The organism is Bifidobacterium pongonis, from assembly GCF_019331805.1.
Lineage (GTDB): Bacteria > Actinomycetota > Actinomycetes > Actinomycetales > Bifidobacteriaceae > Bifidobacterium > Bifidobacterium pongonis.
This window is the reverse complement of record NZ_JAHBBE010000042.1, coordinates 1-18630: the sequence shown is the minus strand read 5'-3', so window position 1 is coordinate 18630 and position 18630 is coordinate 1. Positions and strand designations below refer to the sequence as shown.

The following is an 18630-nucleotide window of genomic DNA, read 5'->3' as shown; positions in this document are numbered from 1 at the left end:
GGTCTTCGGACCAGTATTCGAAGCAGCGGCCGCCGAGCGGGTGACGTGGTGCTTAGCGGTAGTTTTCCCACAGGGGCAGGGGGAATAGCACGTCCTCGCATTCGGCCCACATGGCGTTGAGATCCTGGCCGGGCGTGCGCAGCCATCGCAGCTGCACGCCGTCCATCATCGCGAATCCCACGCGCAGCAGCCGTTCGGCGTCGACGCCTTCCGGCACATGCCAGCGGATATTCGCGGCGACGTCCACGATCCGTTCCTCGCGGTTGGCGAAATAATCGTGCGCGGGATGCGCGGGGTCGATCGCTTCGGCGCTCAGCGTGGAGAACATGTGCACCAGGTCGGGGCGTTTTGCGTTGATGGCTACGATTTCGCGCCACATCCGGCAGATCGTCGGATGTTCGCTGCGCACCATGTCGGCGGTCACGTCTTCCGTCTCACGGTCGTACATGTCGTTGAGCACGGCTTCGAGCAGACCTTCCTTGCTGCCGACGTAGTGCAGCACGCCGGCTTTGGTGAGTCCGACTTTGGTGGCGATTTTCTGCAGGGACGTGCCGTAGTAGCCGAGCGTGCCGAAGCATTCGACCGCGGCTTTGAGGATTTCGCTCCTGCGGTCGTCGCCGCTATTACCCGTAGCGCCAGTAGTGCCAGTAGTGCCCATATGCTCCCGCTTCCTTCCCGTAATGCAATGCAAAAGCGCAACGCAAAGATATTGTATCCTGCTACAACCTTACGGTCGGTTGGTTGGAATTCCAAAGGAGATTGGCGTGTCGTGTGTCCAGTTTTGATAAAGTACCTACCAATCGGTCGGTAACGGATTCGCCGAAGAGTCCGACACCCCGCAGCAACCACACGAAACGAGGCAGCATGAGCGACAACACCTACCCCTCCGTCAACGATCTGACGCTCGAAGAGAAGGCATCCCTGACATCCGGCGGCGACGCATGGCATCTGCAAGGCGTCGAAGCCAAAGGCATCCCCGGCTACATGATCACCGACGGCCCCCACGGACTGCGCAAGTCCCTGGCGTCCAACACCGGCGAAACCGACCTCAACGACTCCGTGCCCGCAACCTGCTTCCCGCCGGCCGCCGGCCTGTCCAGCTCCTGGAACCCCGAACTCATCCGCCAGGTCGGCGAAGCCATGGGCGAGGAATGCATCCAGGAGAAGGTGGCCGTCATCCTCGGCCCCGGCGTGAACATCAAGCGCAACCCGCTCGGCGGCCGCTGCTTCGAATACTGGTCCGAAGACCCGTACCTGGCCGGTCATGAGGCGGTCGGCATCGTCGAAGGCGTGCAGTCCAAGGGCATCGGCACCTCGCTCAAGCATTTCGCCGCCAACAATCAGGAAACCGACCGCCTGCGCATCAGCGCCAACATCTCCCAGCGCGCACTGCGCGAAATCTACTTCCCGGCCTTCGAACACATTGTCAAAACCGCCCAGCCGTGGACCATCATGTGCTCCTACAACCGCATCAACGGCGTGCACTCCGCGCAGAACCACTGGCTGCTCACCGACGTGCTGCGCGACGAATGGGGCTTCGAAGGCATCGTCATGAGCGACTGGGGCGCCGACCACGACCGCGTCGCCTCCCTCAACGCCGGCCTCAACCTCGAAATGCCGCCCAGCTACACCGACGAACAGGTGGTGTACGCCGCGCGCGACGGGCGCCTCCAGCCGGAACAGCTCGACCGCATGGCCCAAGGCATGATCGACCTGATCGACAAGACCCGTGCCGCCATGAGCATCGACGGCTACCGTTTCGACGTGGACGCGCACAACGAGATCGCCCGCCGTGCCGCAATCGAATCCATGGTCCTGCTCAAGAACGACGACGCGATCCTGCCGGTCAAGCCTGACACCAAGATCGCCGTCATCGGCGAATTCGCCCGCACCCCGCGCTACCAGGGCGGCGGCTCCTCGCACATCACCCCGACCAAGATGACCAGCTTCCTCGATGCGCTCGACGAGCGCGGCGTGCACGCCGACTTCGCGCCGGGCTTCACCCTCGACCTCGAACCCGCCGACCCGGCCCTCGAAGCCGAAGCCGTGATCACCGCACGCGACGCCGACGTGGTCCTCATGTTCCTCGGCCTGCCGGAAGCCGCCGAATCCGAAGGCTTCGACCGCGACACCCTCGACATCCCGGCCAAGCAGGTCAAACTGCTCGAAGCCGTCGCCGCCGAAAACCGCAACGTCGTGGTCGTGCTTTCCAACGGTTCCGTCGTCTCCGTGGCCCCGTGGGCGAAGAACGCCAAGGGCATCCTCGAATCCTGGCTGCTCGGTCAGGCGGGCGGCTCCGCGCTCGCCGACGTGATCCTCGGCGACGTGAGCCCGTCCGGCAAGCTCGCGCAGAGCGTGCCGATGGACATCAACGACGATCCGAGCATGATGAACTGGCCGGGCGGCGAAGGGAACGTCGACTACGGCGAAGGCGTGTTCGTCGGCTACCGCTATTACGACACCTACGGCAAGCAGGTCGACTATCCGTTCGGCTACGGCCTGAGCTACGCCACCTTCGAGATCGGCGGCATCAAGGCCGAGAAGACGGGTGCCACCACCGCACGTGTCACCGCCACCGTCACCAATACGTCCGATGTGGACGCCGCCGAAACGGTGCAGGTCTACGTCGCGCCGGGCAAGAGCGCCGTGGCCCGCCCGAAGCATGAGCTCAAGGCGTTCAGGAAGGTGTTCCTCAAGGCGCACGAATCCGCCGAAGTCTCCTTCGATCTGGATGCGCGTGCCTTCGCCTACTGGTCCGAGCGTTTCAGCGATTGGCATGTGGAGGCCGGCGAATACGGTATCGAGGTCGGCTCGTCCAGCCGCGATATCGCGGGCGTTGCCACGGTTGCGCTCGACGGTGACGGCAAGGCCCTGCCGCTGACCGAATGGTCCACGTTCAACGAGTGGTCCGAGGATCCGGTCGGCTCGAAGGTGGTCGCCGGCGTGCGTGCAGCCGGTGAGTGCGGCGAGCTGCCGAAGCTGCCCGACAACGACATGATGCGCATGTTCCTCGGATCCACGCCGATCAACTCGCTGCCCACGCTGCTGGGTGAGGGTGGCAAGGCGATCAGCGCGTTCATGCTGGACGAATACGCCAAGCTGAACGGCTGACGTGTGCCCCTGGACGGGGGAGTAATTGCACATTGAGGGATTGCCTGTCTAGAGGTAATCTGATAGAGATATGGGGCCGAGGGGTCTGATCCGCGATTGAACCGGTGCGGGTCAGGCCCCTCGGTCTTTGCGTGTGCGGTGCGTGATTTGCGTGTGCGGTGCGTGTCGTACGCGATGTGGTGCGTGGTGTCGGGGAAGCGCGCAACACGCCGATTGTTGCATCTGCAACAGTTGTATATGCAACGAGTTATGCTGTCAACTGTGAACAACGAACAACCGAACAAGGGGTCGGTGAGTGCGTCGATCATCGACAGTTGGAGCGAAGGGGCGTGCAAGCCGCCAAGCGTGGCCTTGCGTTCCGTGCACAACGTCATCAACCGGTACCTCAAGGTGACCCAACCCGACGTGGTCGACGGCCTGAGCAGCGGCAACGTGGACATCATCGTCTACCTCGACCATCACGAGAACGAGGATGTCTTCCCGCAGGACATCGAACAGCGTTTCGGCATAACGCGGTCGACATCCTGCCGGGTGCTGGGACTGATGGAACGCAAAGGGCTCATCGCGCGCGAACCGGTGCCGCACGACGCAAGGATGAAACGGATCGTGCTTACGGAACAGTCGCGGACCATCGCCACGATGCTGCGCGAAAACGCCGAAAGCATGGAAAGCGTACTGCTGCAGGGGCTCGACGACGATGACATCCGTCGGTTCATGCATGTGCTCGACGTCATGCAGACCAACCTGCTGGCATCCGGCAAGATCGGCGACTCCAGGCAATACCCCAGCCTCGACCTGTGCGACCCGCCCGACGCGGCGGGCCGGGAGCCGGGCGAAGGCGCGAACGACAGCGAAGACAGAAAGGAAGAACAGTGACGGCAACCACGGCAACCGTGCCGACCAAACGGCCCAAGCAGCACGTGCTGCGCACGCTCGGCAGATCCCTGCGTGAATACAAGAAAGTCAGCATCCTCGCCCCGGTGATGGTGGCCATCGAAGGCGTTCTGGAAATTCTCATCCCGACCGTGATGGCATCGCTTATCGACGAGGGCATCAGCGGCGGCAGCATGCCGGCCATCCTCAAATTCGGCCTGATCCTGCTGGTCTGCTCGCTCTGCTCGCTCGTGGCGGGCTTCCTCGCCGGCAAATTCGCCGCGGTCGCGGGAGCCGGCTTCGCCAAGAACCTGCGCCATGACGAATTCGAGAAAGTGCAGGGCTTCAGCTTCACCAACATCGACCGGTTCTCCACCGGTTCGATCATCACCCGACTGACCACCGACGTCACCAACCTGCAGAACGCCTACTCCATGATCATCCGTATGGGCGTGCGTGCGCCGATCATGGTAATCGTCGCCTGGATCTTCTCGTTCCGGATCAGCCCATCGATCTCCCTCGTGTTCCTCGCCTGCATCCCGATCCTCGCCATCGGCCTGTGCGGTCTGGCGGTGTTCGTGCACCCGGTGTTCGAACGCGTGTTCCACACCTACGACAAGCTCAACAACGTGGTCGACGAGAACCTGCAGGGCATCCGCGTCGTGAAATCCTACAACCGCGAATCCCATGAGATCGGCAAGTTCAACCGCATCTCCCAGCGCATTTTCAAGGACTTCACCAAGGCCGAGCATGTTATGAGCTTCAACAATCCGCTCATGATGGTCTGCGTGTACACCACGATGATCCTCGTCGCCTGGATGGGCGCGCAGCAGATCGTGGCGTCCGGCAACAACGCCGCGCTGGGCCTGACCACCGGCGACCTGACCGCGCTCGTCACCTATGCCATGCAGATTCTCATGGCCATGATGATGCTCTCCATGATCTTCGTGATGTGCATCATCTCCCAGGCATCCGCGGAACGCATCTGCCAGGTGCTCAATGAGGAAAGCACCGTCGTCGACCCGGAGAACCCCATCAAGCAGGTCGCTGACGGCTCCATCGAATTCGACCATGTCAACTTCCGCTACTCGGACAATTCCGAAAAGCCCGTGCTCGACGACATCAACCTGAAGATCCGTTCCGGCATGACCGTCGGCATCGTCGGCGGCACCGGTTCCGCGAAATCCAGTCTGGTACAGCTCGTGCCGCGCCTGTACGACGTGACTTCCGGCTCGCTCAAGGTCGGCGGCATCGACGTGCGCGACTACGATCTCGAAATCCTGCGCGACCAGGTCGCCATGGTATTGCAGAAGAACGTGCTGTTCTCCGGCACCATCGCCGACAACCTGCGCTGGGGCAACCCGAACGCCACTGACGAGGAGATCCGCCACGCCTGCCAGCTCGCGCAAGCCGACGGGTTCATCCAGGAATTCCCCGCCAAGTACGACACCTACATCGAACAGGGCGGCACCAACGTCTCCGGCGGCCAGCGCCAGCGTCTATGCATCGCCCGCGCCCTGCTGAAGAAGCCGAAGATCCTCATCCTCGACGACTCCACCTCCGCGGTCGACACCAAAACCGATCAGCTGATCCGTTCCGCGTTCCACCACGAGATCCCCGACACCACGAAGATCATCATCGCCCAGCGCGTCGCATCCGTGCAGGAATCCGACATGATCCTCGTCATGGATCAGGGGCGCATCATGGCATCCGGCACGCATGAGGAACTGCTGAACACCTGCGACGAATACCGGTCCATCTACGAATCCCAGACCAGGAACCAGGCGCAGCCTGAGGAACTGCAGTGAAAGGAGGCAAGGATATGAGCGAAACAACCGAAAACACCATCACGGCCGGCAAGCCGAACAACGGCAAGCCGCAGAACGCCGGAAGCGAGGCGAACAAGCCCGGAACCGCACCGCACGGCGGTCCCAAAGCCATGCAGAAGGCGGCCCCCGGAACCACCAAACGCATCTTCGGCTACATCTTCCAATACAAGTGGCGCGTCGCCGTCATCGTGCTGTGCATCCTCGTCGGCGCGGCGGCACAAGCCGGATCCGCACTGTTCCTCCAGTCGCTGATCGACAGCTACATCATGCCCATGGTCGGCGTGAAGAACCCCGATTGGGCGCCATTGCTGCGCGCGCTGACCCTCATGGCATGCCTGTACGCGGCCGGCGTCTTCTGCAGCTGGCTGTGGCAGTGGATCATCGTCACCGTCGAACAGGGCACGCTCAAGAAGATCCGCGACGACATGTTCGCCCACCAGCAGACCCTGCCGATCCGCTACTTCGACACCAACGAACACGGCGACATCATGAGCCGCTACACCAACGACACCGACACCCTGCGCCAAGCCATCAGCCAGTCCTTCCCGCAGATGTTCTCCTCCGCGATCTCCGCGCTGGCGGCGCTGGTCTCCATGCTGTGGCTCTCCGTGCCGTTCACGCTGTTCGTGCTCGTGTTCTCCATCATCCTCTTCGTCGTCGTACGCGCCATCGTCTCCCGTTCCGGCCGCTACTTCGTCAAGCAGCAGATCTGGATCGGCGACGTGAACGCCTTCGTGGAGGAATCCGTCAACGGTCAGAAGGTCATCAAGGTCTTCAACCATGAGAACGCCACCCAGAAAACCTTCGACGAGAAGAACGAGGAACTCTTCAACGCCTCCGCCGAAGCGAACACCTGGGGCAACGTGACCATGCCCGTCGTGAACAACATGGGCTACATCCTGTACATCCTGCTCGCCATCGTCGGCGGATCCATGGCACTTTCCGGCGTCGGCAACTTCGGGCTCTCCGGCGTGGGCACGCTCACGCTCGGCACCCTCATCTCGCTGCTGACCCTCTCACGCTCCTTCATCAACCCGCTCGGCCAGGTCTCCATGCAGTTCAACATGGTGATGATGGCGCTCGCCGGCGCATCCCGCATCTTCCAGCTGATGGACGAGAAACCCGAGGATGATGGTGGCACCGTCACGCTCGTCAACGTCGAACTCGGCGAGGACGGCCGCACGATGACCGAAACGGATCAAGAAACCGGCCACTGGGCGTGGAAGCGCGAGGAAGGCGACGACGGCAGCCGTTCGCTCAAGGCCGCGCAATCCCTGAGCCCACGTGCCGCCGAAATCGCGCAGAAGGCGAAGGAGGAGGCCATCACCTCACCGGACGGCCGCCTGACCCTGCTGCGGGGCGACGTGCGATTCACCGACGTGACCTTCGGCTACAACCCCGACAAGCCGGTGCTGCACGACATCACCTGGTTCGCCAAGCCCGGCCAGAAGATCGCGCTCGTCGGCGCAACCGGCGCGGGCAAGACCACGGTGACCAACCTGATCAACCGGTTCTACGACATCCAGGAAGGCATGATCCTGTACGACGGCATCTCCGTGAGGGGCATCCGCAAGCCGGATCTGCGCAAGTCGCTCGGCATCGTATTGCAGGACGTGAACCTGTTCACCGGAACCGTGATGGACAACATCCGTTACGGCCGCTTGGACGCCACCGACGAGGAGTGCATCGCCGCCGCGAAGCTCACCAACGCGGACGGGTTCATCCGTATGCTGCCCAACGGCTACCAGACCGTGCTCGAAGGCGACGGTTCCGGCCTTTCGCAAGGCCAGCGCCAGCTGATCTCCATCGCCCGCGCCGCCGTGGCCGATCCGCCCGCCATGATCCTCGACGAGGCGACCTCGTCCATCGACACCCGCACCGAGGAAGTGGTGCAGGCAGGCATGGACAACCTCATGAAGGGCCGCACCGTGTTCGTGATCGCGCACCGCCTGTCCACCGTGCGCAACTCCGACGTGATCATGGTGCTCGACCATGGCCGCATCATCGAACGCGGTTCGCATGACGAGCTCATCGCGCAGAAGGGCGAATACTACCAGCTGTACACGGGCGCCGTGGAACTGGAGTAAGCCGGGAACCGAAGTAAGCCGCGGAACCGGAGTGATACTGCACATTCGTGTGGACGGCATCGTTCCGGCTCTCAAACCGAAGGCCGCAGTCCGTGAGGATTGCGGCCTTTCGTATTACGCGGGTTGAGGCGTAAGGCGTTGACGACTGCGCGGCCCCTATTGGCAGCGCTTATTGGTAGAGATCGAACAGGGTTTGGCTGAATTCCCGGAATTGCCGGAGCATGTCATGCCCGGTGATCACGGTTCCGGTGGAAAGCATGTAGCCGATCATGCCGATCGCCATACTGGAAAACATACGCGCCTGAATCGCCACGCTGTCCGGAGCCGACTGGGGGCGCGACTGCGCCTGCCGCAACGGATGCGATTGCGATGGCGACTGTGATTGCGGCCGCATGGGAAGAATCGGTGCCGTCCGCGACTGCGCCTGCGCTCGCTGTTGCGTAACGTCGGCGCGCGCGGCCATCGTCATATGGATACGCCGATAGTTGTATTCCGCCGCGTCGCGCAGCGATTCGTTGAAACTGGTCTTCTCCGTGCGCAGATTCCACAGGGCCTCCAACGTTTCGCGATCACTGAGAATGCCGTCATAAATGATGGTGAGACGGTCCGGCAGGGGAATGGTCCCGCCCTTCTGCGTGAGCTGTTGCGCTATGGAATGCTGCAACGACGAGCAGAAATCGGCGATGATATGATCCGCAAGCTCGTATTTGTCGCGGTAATGCGCGTAGAACGTGGTGCGGTTGATCATGACGGCGTCGGTGATGTCTTGCACGCGAATCTTCTCGAATCCCTTGGTGCGCAGTAATTCCAGAAAAGCCTTGCGGATATTCGTTTCCGTGCGAATGACACGCAAATCACGCCTTCCTTCAAACCGGGATGGCAAAGTGACAGAAGTGGCGGAAGTGGTGGAATCATCGCCCATGCGAGCCTCTTTCCTTCGCTGGTCAGGCTTGTGTATGTTCACGTATCACGTAGAAGAACCGTCGCAACCGTATGTGCCACACGATGTCGGTTATTCCACGGCTGTCGATTATTGTGCGTTTACGACGGCGAGGATGCAAGTCGAACGCTGATATTGCAAGGTTTAAGCGACATTATCCGACAATTGTCGGTTATGCTGCACGTTGACGGTTTTGTTCATTGATGTTTTTCCCGTCCGGTTCTAAAACAATTCCTGATTCATTGCAGAGAACCGCGTGTCCAGACAAGGAAGAGCATATGAACAAGAAGAAGATGCAGAAAATACTGATGCCGTTCGTCGTGCTGATTGGCATGTTCTGCGCGTTCGCATTGATGGCGTATCCGATGCTGCAAGGCGAACCACATGACGTGCCCGTTGCGATCGTCTCTCAGGATGAGGGTGTCAGTACGCCCAAAGGCGATGTGAACATCGGAAACAACATGGTGGACGCCATCACCGACACCGACGATTCCGGCGACGATACCGTCGCATGGAAGGAATTCAAGCATCGTTCCAAGCTTGACGATGCATTCGATAATAACGAATACTATGCGGCGATGATTATTCCGAAGGATTTCTCCAGCAAGCAGGTCGAAGCCGCGAAGGAAGCAGCGAAACCGATCACCGACGCGGCTTCGCAGGCCGCCGGAAAAGCCGCGGAACAGGCCGCGGGAAAGGCCGCCACCGAAGCGGCAGGCAAAGCGTCGGCGCAGGCCATGGCACATGGCGGAGCACAAGCGGCACTGGCGGCAGCCACGCAGGCCGCGTCCCAGGCCGCAGGGCAGGCCGCGAGCGAAGCCGCGTCCCAAGCCGCGAAGGAAGCAGGGCAGGGCGCGTCGGCCCAAACCTTGCAATCCAAGGCTGACGCGCTTTCCGACGATGACGATGCCGATACCGAAGGCGACATCATCGTCAAAATCAACGTCGGCAAGAACCCGTTGATGGCCAACGCCATCGAACAGCAGATCACCGGTGTGCTCGACAAAGCCGGAATGCCGTACGATCTCGACGAAGTCAACAGCCCTGATCTGAACGGCGGTTCGTCCGTCTCAACGGCACTGGTGCAGATCACCGTAATGGTACTGTTCCTGTTCTCCCTGATCCCCACCATCATCTCCTGCATCACCCTTCGTGCGCAGGCCGGCGCCACCCTGCGGGAACGCGCCAAACTGCTCGGCGTGCAACTGGTTATGGCGGTGTGCGCTTCACTGCTCGTGGCATGTGCGCTGGTACTCATCATGGCATGCGTCGGTGGGCTGAACGTGCCGTCCGGATCGCTGTTCTGCTTCGCCTGGACGGTGAGCCTGAGCCTGATGTTGCTGTTCCTCGGCTGCTTCCATGTGGGTATTCCGCTGTTGGGGCTGGTGGTGCTGTGCTGCTTCTCCGGCATGTTCACCGGCATGATGCCCAAGGAGATGCTGCCCGCGTTCTGGCGCGACTGGATTTACCCGTGGGCTCCCCAGCATTACATCGGCGAAGGATTGCGTTCCGTGGTGTACATGGGTGATGGCGCGTGGAATTCCGCCACACTCACCCTGCTCTGGTTCGCGTTGGCCGGCATCGTGTTGCTGGCGGTCGGCTTCTGCGCTCGCGCCCTGCGTGCCCGCAGGAAATAATGCTTCGAAGCGAGCGTGATATCACAAGGTTCCGCGAATCGTATGACCGCGATTCGCGGAACCTTGTTCTCGTTATGCGTGCTGCGGCACGTTGCCCGAATGGTCTCAACGTCGGCCTGGTGTACGGTCTGTTCGCCTTCTTCGCCTTCGTCTCGTTCTTCTTCGTGCTCAAGTTCGTCAAGGAGACCAAGGGCGTGGCGTTGGAGGATATGCAAGGCTGAGTGAAGCCCAGCGCGTGCCTTGCCTCGCGTGCCTTACATGCGTTCCCCGGGCGGGTCGATCACATTGGTCGGCCCGCCCGGTTCCGTATGTTCAGGCGTTTTCCTCGCCGCCGCGCAGCCTACGCCACTGCTGTGGGGTGGAACCCGTGCGCTTGCGGAACACGCGGATGAAATAGCTCGCCGACGTAAAACCGCAAGCGCGGGCCACTTCGGCCACGGTCGACGCGGTGCCCGACAGCATGTGCATCGCCTGTTCGATGCGGTAATCGGTCAGATACTCGTTCGGCGTACGGTTCACATATTCGCGGCGCTCGCAGTACTCACCGCCATGCTGCTGCAAGCCGACGGCAAACGCCGCGAATAAACGGTTGCCGGGCCCAGTTCAGCAACGGTCATACGAGAACCTGCGGATACGATCCAAACACTCCACACTCTCCGGCAGCCACGGCATGCCAATCACAAACACATGCCCCAACGACTCATGACGCTTCGGATGCGGATCGAACAACTCAAAATCAGCACCCTTACGAGACAACGCGCACGCCAACGCCAGATTATCGCCCTCCAAAAAATCATCACCACACGTCGTAATGAACAACGGCGGAAAATCAACATTGGCTACCAAACCCTCAACCGTCATGAACTTCGGATCAGCCGCCTCAAGCCCCGCGAAAAACTCCACGCCAAGCATCCGCTCAAGGCGCTCGCGATCATGCGGTTCATACATGGAAGACGGCGTACCAGCCGCAGCCACCTTGGCGGCGGAAGCAAGACTATACGTGCCGCACACCGGAGCCGCACCCGCAAAACCAATACCGGACGGCTCCGCAACACCGAACGCCGCCGCAGCCTCGGCATTGTTCTCAATCGCAAGCGTCAACATCGTCAACGCGCCGCCAGCCGAATCACCGGTCAAAAACACCGCACGCGGATCAACCGGATACTCAGCCAAATGCGCCTTGATCCACCGCAACGCCGCCTGCACATCAGCCAACTGGCCACGCAAATCAGTCTGCGGCGCCGGACGATAATTCAACGAAAACACCGCAAACCCACGATCGGCCAAATGCACGTTGAAATTACGATTCAACTCCTTATAGCCATACGTGAACCCGCCACCATGAATATCGACATACACCGGCAACGCCCTACCGCCACGCAACACCGCATCATGCGGCAGATACACATCCAGCAAATGACCACGGCACTGACCGCCAGCCTTGTCATACCCGCCATCCGGCAAATACGCGATATCCGCGAACGTATCAATACCCTCAGGCGTATGCCACAACGCGGAACGCGGCGTATCACAGAGAATCGAACCATAGCGCATCGCCCTCATCCCCGCGGCACGCTCCGCGGAAACGCCAGCCAAATCACCATCCGTCTCCGTCCACGCCTCCGCATTACGCAACATCTCCTCCGAAACATAAGGGACGGCGGCGCTCGCCGTGGTTTCGGCGGATTCGTTGATTTCGGTCTTTCCCGTGTTTTCGTTCGTATTGTTCATCATCGTCCTCGCATCCTTACCGCGTTGTATGGGCCACCTGAAGTCTACCGCCCATTCGTGGGGACATGCGGGAACGTGCGGAAGCCCGCGGGGAAGGGCGTGTCCGATACGTGCGAACACCCCGTATCTCGTTCGCCCGCCGTGGTACAGTTGGGCGCTGAAAACGCGAAAGCACAAAGGCGATGATCCGTCATCAGCGGGGAGCTTTCGGAAGAACGGCGTGATACGCGAGCCGAACGGCAGGCGGTCATGCTCAGTAGAACCGACGGGATCGGCCCGACACAGCCGAGCATCAAGCGGTCGTGCCACGGCGTTGCATGCGAGCTGCAAAGCAAAGGGCAGTGCGTGCAAAGGTCGATGCGCGGCAAGCGAGGTGGTACCGCGGTTGGTCGGGAAACCGGCCGATCGTCCTCGTACGTATACCAATGAAGTGATAAGTGACGAGGAGCATACGGTGAGCGAAACCACCAATCATGTGTATCCGAAGGCGTCCGCCGGCGAGCAGAGCGCCAATGTCGCACCGAACCCCAGCTTCCCCAAGCTGGAGGAATCCGTGCTCGACTACTGGGATAAGGACGACACCTTCCAGAAGTCCATCGAACGTCGCCCCTCCGGCGACCACAGCCAGAACGAGTTCGTCTTCTTCGACGGCCCGCCGTTCGCGAACGGCCTGCCGCACTACGGCCACCTGCTGACCGGCTACGCCAAGGACGTGATCCCGCGCTACCAGACCATGAAGGGCCACAGAGTCAACCGCGTGTTCGGTTGGGATACCCACGGCCTGCCCGCCGAGCTGGAAGCGCAGAAGGAACTCGGCATCGACTCCGTCGACCAGGTCAAGGAAATGGGCATCGACAAGTTCAACGATGCCTGCCGCGCCTCCGTGCTGAAGTACACCAACGAGTGGAAGGATTACGTCCACCGTCAGGCCCGTTGGGTCGATTTCGAACACGGCTACAAGACCCTGAACATTCCGTACATGGAATCCGTGATGTGGGCGTTCAAGCAGCTGTACGACAAGGGCTTGGCCTACCAGGGCTACCGCGTGCTGCCGTACTGCCCGAAGGATCAGACGCCGCTGAGCGCGCACGAGCTGCGCATGGATGCGGACGTGTACCAGGATCGTCAGGACACCACCGTGTCCGTGGCCGTCAAGCTGCGTGACGAGGAGGACGCCTACGCGGTGTTCTGGACCACCACTCCGTGGACCGTCCCGACCAACTTCGCCATCGTGGTCGGCGCGGACATCGACTATGTGGAAGTGCGCCCCACCGAAGGCAGGTTCGCGGGCAAGAAGTTCTACCTGGGCAAGCCGCTGCTCGGCTCCTACGAGAAGGAACTCGGCGAGAACTACGAGATCGTGCGCGAACTCAAGGGCGCCGAAATGGAAGGCTGGCGCTACTACCCGGTGTTCCCGTACTTCGCGGGCGATGAGAACGCCGTGGAAGGCAAGGTGCCGGGGCCGGAAGGCTACCAGATCTTCACCGCCGATTACGTCGACACCGTCGAAGGTACCGGCCTGGTGCATCAGGCCCCCTACGGCGAGGACGATATGAACACGCTTAACGCCAAGGGCATCAAGAGCGTGGACGTGCTCGACGCGGGCTGCAAGTTCACGTCGCTGTGCCCGGATTATGAGGGCATGTACGTGTTCGATGCGAACAAGCCGATCCTGCGCAACCTGCGTGCCGGCGACGGCCCGCTGGCCCGCGTGCCCGAAGAGCAGCGCGCCATCCTCTTCCAGGAGAAGAGCTACGTGCACTCCTACCCGCACTGCTGGCGTTGCGCCACGCCGCTCATCTACAAGCCGGTGAGCTCCTGGTTCGTTTCCGTGACCAAGATTAAGGATCGCCTGCTCGAACTCAACCAGGAGATCAACTGGATTCCGGACAACGTGAAGGACGGCCAGTTCGGCAAGTGGCTCGCCAACGCGCGCGACTGGTCCATCTCCCGCAACCGTTTCTGGGGTTCCCCGATCCCGGTGTGGGTGTCGGACGATCCGAAGTACCCGCGCGTGGACGTGTACGGTTCGCTGGAGGAGCTGAAGGCCGACTTCGGCGACTACCCGCGCGACCATGACGGTAATGTCAACATGCACCGCCCGTACATCGACGAGCTGACGCGCGTCAACCCGGACGATCCGACCGGCAAGAGCCACATGCACCGCATCACCGACGTGATGGACTGCTGGTTCGAATCCGGTTCCATGAGCTTCGCCCAGTACCATTACCCGTTCGAAAACAAGGAAACCTTCGAACAGCACTTCCCGTGCGATTACATCGTGGAATACATCGGCCAGACCCGTGGCTGGTTCTACGTGCAGCACATCATGGCGACCGCCCTGTTCGACAAGCCGGCGTTCAAGAACGTGATCTGCCACGGCATCGTGCTTGGCTCCGACGGCCAGAAGATGTCGAAGCATCTGCGCAACTACCCGGACGTGAACGGCGTGTTCAACGATTTCGGCTCCGACGCCATGCGTTGGTTCCTGATGAGCTCGCCGATCCTGCGCGGCGGCAACCTGATCGTGACCGCCGACGGCATTCGCGACACCGTGCGCCAGGTCATGCTGCCGGTGTGGAGCTCCTACTACTTCTTCACCCTGTACGCGAACGCCGCCGGGTATGATGCCCGTATGCTGCGCGCGGACGAAGTGGCGAAGCTGCCGGAAATGGATCGCTACCTGCTGGCCCGCTTGCGTCGCCTGGTCGAACAGACCCAGCAGTCGCTGGATAATTTCTATATTTCCGACGCATGCGATGCGGTGTCCGACTTCATCGACGTGCTGACCAACTGGTACATCCGCAACACCCGTGAACGTTTCGGCGCTGGCGATGAGAACGCGTTCAACACGCTGTACACCGTGCTCGAAACCTTCATGCGCGTGCTGGCCCCGCTGGCTCCGATGGAAGCCGAAGCCGTGTGGCGTGGTCTGACCGGTGGCGAATCCGTGCACCTGGTCGACTGGCCGTTCCTGAAGGACGAGAAGACCGGCGAAACCACCGAACTGGGCGCCGTGCTGCAGGATGACGCCGCGCTGGTGGCCGCGATGGAAAAGGTGCGTGAGGTTGTTTCCGGCACGCTTTCCATGCGTAAGGCCAAGCAGATCCGCGTGCGCCAGCCGCTCGCCAAGCTGACCGTGGTGGTTGAGGACCCGCAGGCCGTTGCCGCCTACAGCGATATTCTGAAGTCCGAACTCAATGTGAAGGACGTTGAATTCTGCACGCTGGAGGATGCCGGTTCCCAGGGTCTGAAGATCGTGAACGAGCTGCGCGTGAACGCGCGTGTGGCGGGCAAGCGCCTGCGCAAGGACGTGCAGTTCGCGATCAAGGCTTCCAAGAGCGGTGCATGGCATGTTGACGCGGCCGGTGTGCCGGTGTGCGAGACGCCGAACGGTGAGATCGCGCTGGAGGAAGGCGAATACGAGCTGATCAACCGCGTGGAGGAGGAGAACGCCCAGGAGGCTGCGAACTCCGTTTCCGCCGCGCTGCCGACCGGTGGCTTCGTGATCCTCGACACCGAGCTCAACGACGATCTGCTGGCCGAAGGCTACGCCCGCGACGTGGTCCGCGCCGTGCAGGAAGCCCGTAAGGCCGCCGGCCTGGAGATTTCCGACCGCATCACGCTGAAGGTGACCGTGCCTGCCGACGATGTGGCCAAGGTCGAACAGTTCAAGGACCTCGTGGCACACGACACCTCGTCCGACAGCGTGAGCGTCGAAGCCGGCGCCGAGCTGGGCGTGGAGGTTGCGAAGGCCTGAGATGCGAGGAGTTGGCTTGCCGTTTAGACTGGGCCAACTCGCTTGCCTCGGTTTGGCTTGGCTTGCTCCGGTTCAGCCTGGCTTGATTTGAGCTGCTTGGGATTGCTTTGACTTGTCGAGGTAGCGGATTGAGCCGCTCTTGTCTCCCATTGGAAGGGTTTGCCCATTCCTTGTGAATGAGCAAACCCTTTTGTGTATCTGGGTAATGTCCGAAATGAGACGTAAACAAATGTGTACAAAATAGCGATGAAAAAGCTTTAAATAACCGCGATGTACCGAATTTCATAAGGATTGCAAAAGGGCGATGCGTGGATGCCCGTATTTCCTGTAATAGACTTGAAGACGAATTAAAGTTCTACGTCAATGGAGTCTTATGAACCGGAAAAATGCTGTTGAAGATTACGCCGTCTCGCTGGATATAGGCAACGCTTCCGTTGGCTGGGCGGCATTCACTCCTAATTATCGTCTTGTGCGTGCGAAGGGGCATGAACTTATTGGCGCAAGACTGTTCGAGCCTGCTTCAACGGCGGAGGAGCGCAGAATGGCGCGAACCACTCGTAGGCGTTATTCCCGCCGTCGTTGGCGCCTGCGCATGCTTGATTCGATGTTTGATCAGGCGTTGTCCGAGGTGGATCCGTCTTTCCTGATGCGAAGGAAGTATTCTTGGGTTCACCCCGAAGATAAGAACAATGAAGGTCATTGGTTCGGAGGTGTCCTGTTCGACTCGAATGAGCAGGATAAGCGTTTTTACGAGAAATACCCGACTATCTACCATCTGCGTAAAGCACTGATGGAGGATGATGAGCGCCACGATATTCGAGAGGTATATCTTGCCATTCATCACATGATGAAATACCGTGGTAATTTCCTTACTGAAGGGGAATTGGCTCCTTCTTCGGTTTTCAATGTCAAGGATCTTTTCGAATTGCTCAAAGGGATTCTTCAATATGTTGATGAAGATGATGAGAATCTAGAGCTGCAGGCAAATGAGGATAGCTTTGCGGAAGCGTTGTGTACGACTAGGGGATCGCGCTCCATACGAGCCAAGAACGCTCTCTCCATTCTGAAGGAGGGGACTGTTCTTTCCAAGCGCCAGGAGGCTATTGTCAGTGCGGTGTTTGCCGGTCTTGAAGGCATCAAGCTTGATTTGACGAAGGTGTTCCCCAATAAGGAATACACTTCGGAGGATAAGAAAACGCTTGCGCTTTATTTCAACAAAGCCGACTATGACGAGAAGCGCATGGCAATCGGTGACTCCGGTCTGTTGGAAGACGAAGAATGCGCTTTTCTGGATCGCATCCAGCGGCAATACAGCGCCATTGCTCTGAAACAGTTGTTGGGAGATTCCACGAGCGTCTCTGATTCGATGTGCGCGAGCTATGAACAGCATCAGCGGAATTGGGGCCTGATTAAGCGTTATTGCCGTGAGGAATCCAATGCCGAGGAATCCAATGCCGCGGAAGTCAATAAGAACTATGGCGTTCTTGTAGGCTGGGAAATCGTTGAAGGACAACGAAGAAGTATTCGTGGCGCAAAGGATTATGAGAATAAGCGCAAGGCGGCCAATAAGTTCTTCAAGGAGCTGATTGAGGGTTCTGCCTTGCCTGATCGGGAAAAGGAAAGTCTTCTTCACGACATCGAAAACGATGAGCTGTTTCCTATCCAGCGTGACTCCGGCAATGGCGTGATTCCCTACCAGCTTCATCTAAATGAGTTGAAGAGAATCATCCAAAAGCAGGGGAAGTACCATCCCTTCCTTCTGGAGACCTATACCAAGGATGGTAAGGAAGTCAACAAATTGGAAGGTCTGCTCGCCTTCCGTGTACCTTACTACGTTGGCCCGCTAGTGTCGTGCGATGATATGCAGCCATCCGATAATGGGGAAAACCATTGGATGATTCGCAAGCAAAAGGGTGTGATTACGCCTTGGAACTTTGACGAGATGGTTGATAAGGATGAATCGGGACGCAAGTTCATTGAGCGTTTAGTTGGTACGGACAGCTACCTGTTTGGCGAGCCAACGCTGCCAAAGAATTCCCTGCTGTACCAGGAATTCGAAGTTCTTAACGAGCTGAATAATGTTCGTCTGTCGATTCGTACGGGCAATCATTGGGCTGATAAGCGGCGTGTAAGGCTTGGGCATAATGAGAAGAAGCTGTTGTTTGAAGAGCTTTTCGCCAAGCAAACAACGGTTACCAAGAGAGCTGCTGAAAACTTGTTGCGCAGAACATACGGGAACACCTATGAGATTTCTGGTTTGGCTGACGAAAAGAAATTCGCCAGTTCCCTGTCGTCGTATAGGGAAATGTGCCGCACTCTCAAACCATCTTATGTAGATAGCCATAAGGATATCGTTGAGAAGATCATTGAGTTGCAAACGGTGTTTGAAGATAAAAGGACTTTGAAACATCAGCTGCAACTGCTCGGTGAACTGTCGGAAATCAATTGCGAGCTGCTCTCCAATAGGCATTACACGGGATGGGGCAAGCTTTCAAGGAAGCTTCTTACTTCGAAGGTGGCTATCTGCAAGATCGGGAAGATAACGTCCGAAATCTTGCGCACTTTCGGATTCCGGCCCTGACGCAGGAGGGCATGGCCCGCGTCCTGTGTACGATTTTCATTCGCCAAAACAAAAAACCGCGATTGGAAGCCAGGAGACGGA

12 protein-coding genes are annotated in these 18630 nt (G+C 59.6%); 8 read left to right on the top strand and 4 right to left on the bottom strand.

Going from position 1 to position 18630, the window contains the following annotated elements; all coding sequences use genetic code 11:
• Positions 1-52 precede the first annotated feature (52 nt).
• The gene (locus KIH75_RS09115; RefSeq protein ID WP_219056402.1) at positions 53-658 is read right to left on the bottom strand and encodes a TetR/AcrR family transcriptional regulator; all 606 of its coding nucleotides are present in this window, start codon (positions 656-658) and stop codon (positions 53-55) included.
• Between the two features lie 206 nt (positions 659-864).
• On the opposite strand from KIH75_RS09115, the gene KIH75_RS09110 reads away from it, so the two are divergent.
• The 4 genes from KIH75_RS09110 to KIH75_RS09095 all read left to right on the top strand — a co-directional run bounded on the left by KIH75_RS09110 (position 865) and on the right by KIH75_RS09095 (position 7900).
• On the top strand, positions 865-3111 hold the full coding sequence (locus KIH75_RS09110) for an exo-alpha-(1->6)-L-arabinopyranosidase (protein ID WP_219056401.1): 2247 nt from the start codon (positions 865-867) through the stop codon (positions 3109-3111).
• 249 nt (positions 3112-3360) lie between these two features.
• The gene (locus tag KIH75_RS09105) at positions 3361-3987 is read left to right on the top strand and encodes a MarR family winged helix-turn-helix transcriptional regulator (RefSeq protein ID WP_236028203.1); all 627 of its coding nucleotides are present in this window, start codon (positions 3361-3363) and stop codon (positions 3985-3987) included.
• On the top strand, positions 3984-5792 hold the full coding sequence (locus KIH75_RS09100) for an ABC transporter ATP-binding protein (protein ID WP_219056399.1): 1809 nt from the start codon (positions 3984-3986) through the stop codon (positions 5790-5792). The genes KIH75_RS09105 and KIH75_RS09100 overlap by 4 nt, the downstream gene beginning before the upstream one ends.
• 131 nt (positions 5793-5923) lie before the next feature.
• The gene (locus tag KIH75_RS09095) at positions 5924-7900 is read left to right on the top strand and encodes an ABC transporter ATP-binding protein (protein WP_219056403.1); all 1977 of its coding nucleotides are present in this window, start codon (positions 5924-5926) and stop codon (positions 7898-7900) included.
• A gap of 169 nt (positions 7901-8069) precedes the next feature.
• Here KIH75_RS09095 and KIH75_RS09090 read toward each other — a convergent pair whose 3' ends face one another.
• Entirely contained in the window at positions 8070-8822 is a 753-nt protein-coding gene (locus KIH75_RS09090) for a TetR/AcrR family transcriptional regulator (RefSeq protein WP_219056398.1), read from the bottom strand.
• Positions 8823-9118: 296 nt separating this feature from the next.
• Between KIH75_RS09090 and KIH75_RS09085 the strand changes: the two genes are divergently transcribed.
• Positions 9119-10477, top strand: a complete 1359-nt coding sequence (locus KIH75_RS09085) for a YhgE/Pip domain-containing protein (RefSeq protein WP_219056397.1) — start codon at positions 9119-9121, stop codon at positions 10475-10477.
• A 74-nt stretch (positions 10478-10551) separates the two neighbouring features.
• Positions 10552-10698 (top strand): hypothetical protein, encoded by a 147-nt coding sequence (locus tag KIH75_RS09080; protein ID WP_219056404.1) that lies wholly within the window; start codon positions 10552-10554, stop codon positions 10696-10698.
• 91 nt (positions 10699-10789) lie between these two features.
• Here the strand turns inward: KIH75_RS09080 and KIH75_RS09075 are convergent, their stop codons facing one another.
• Positions 10790-11038 carry a helix-turn-helix transcriptional regulator gene (locus tag KIH75_RS09075; protein WP_236028201.1) on the bottom strand — a complete coding sequence of 83 codons (249 nt, stop codon included), beginning with the start codon at positions 11036-11038 and terminating at the stop codon, positions 10790-10792.
• 42 nt (positions 11039-11080) lie between these two features.
• On the bottom strand, positions 11081-12115 hold the full coding sequence (locus tag KIH75_RS09070) for an alpha/beta hydrolase (protein ID WP_420829193.1): 1035 nt from the start codon (positions 12113-12115) through the stop codon (positions 11081-11083).
• A gap of 547 nt (positions 12116-12662) precedes the next feature.
• Between KIH75_RS09070 and ileS the strand changes: the two genes are divergently transcribed.
• Both ileS and cas9 read left to right on the top strand, forming a co-directional pair.
• Positions 12663-15968: a mupirocin-resistant isoleucine--tRNA ligase gene (ileS, locus tag KIH75_RS09065; protein ID WP_219056395.1), complete on the top strand. Its 3306-nt coding sequence runs from the start codon at positions 12663-12665 to the stop codon at positions 15966-15968.
• A 373-nt stretch (positions 15969-16341) separates the two neighbouring features.
• A complete protein-coding gene (gene cas9 / locus KIH75_RS09060) occupies positions 16342-18549 on the top strand; it encodes a type II CRISPR RNA-guided endonuclease Cas9 (RefSeq protein ID WP_219056394.1) in 2208 nt (735 codons plus the stop codon).
• The last annotated feature ends 81 nt before the right edge of the window (positions 18550-18630 follow it).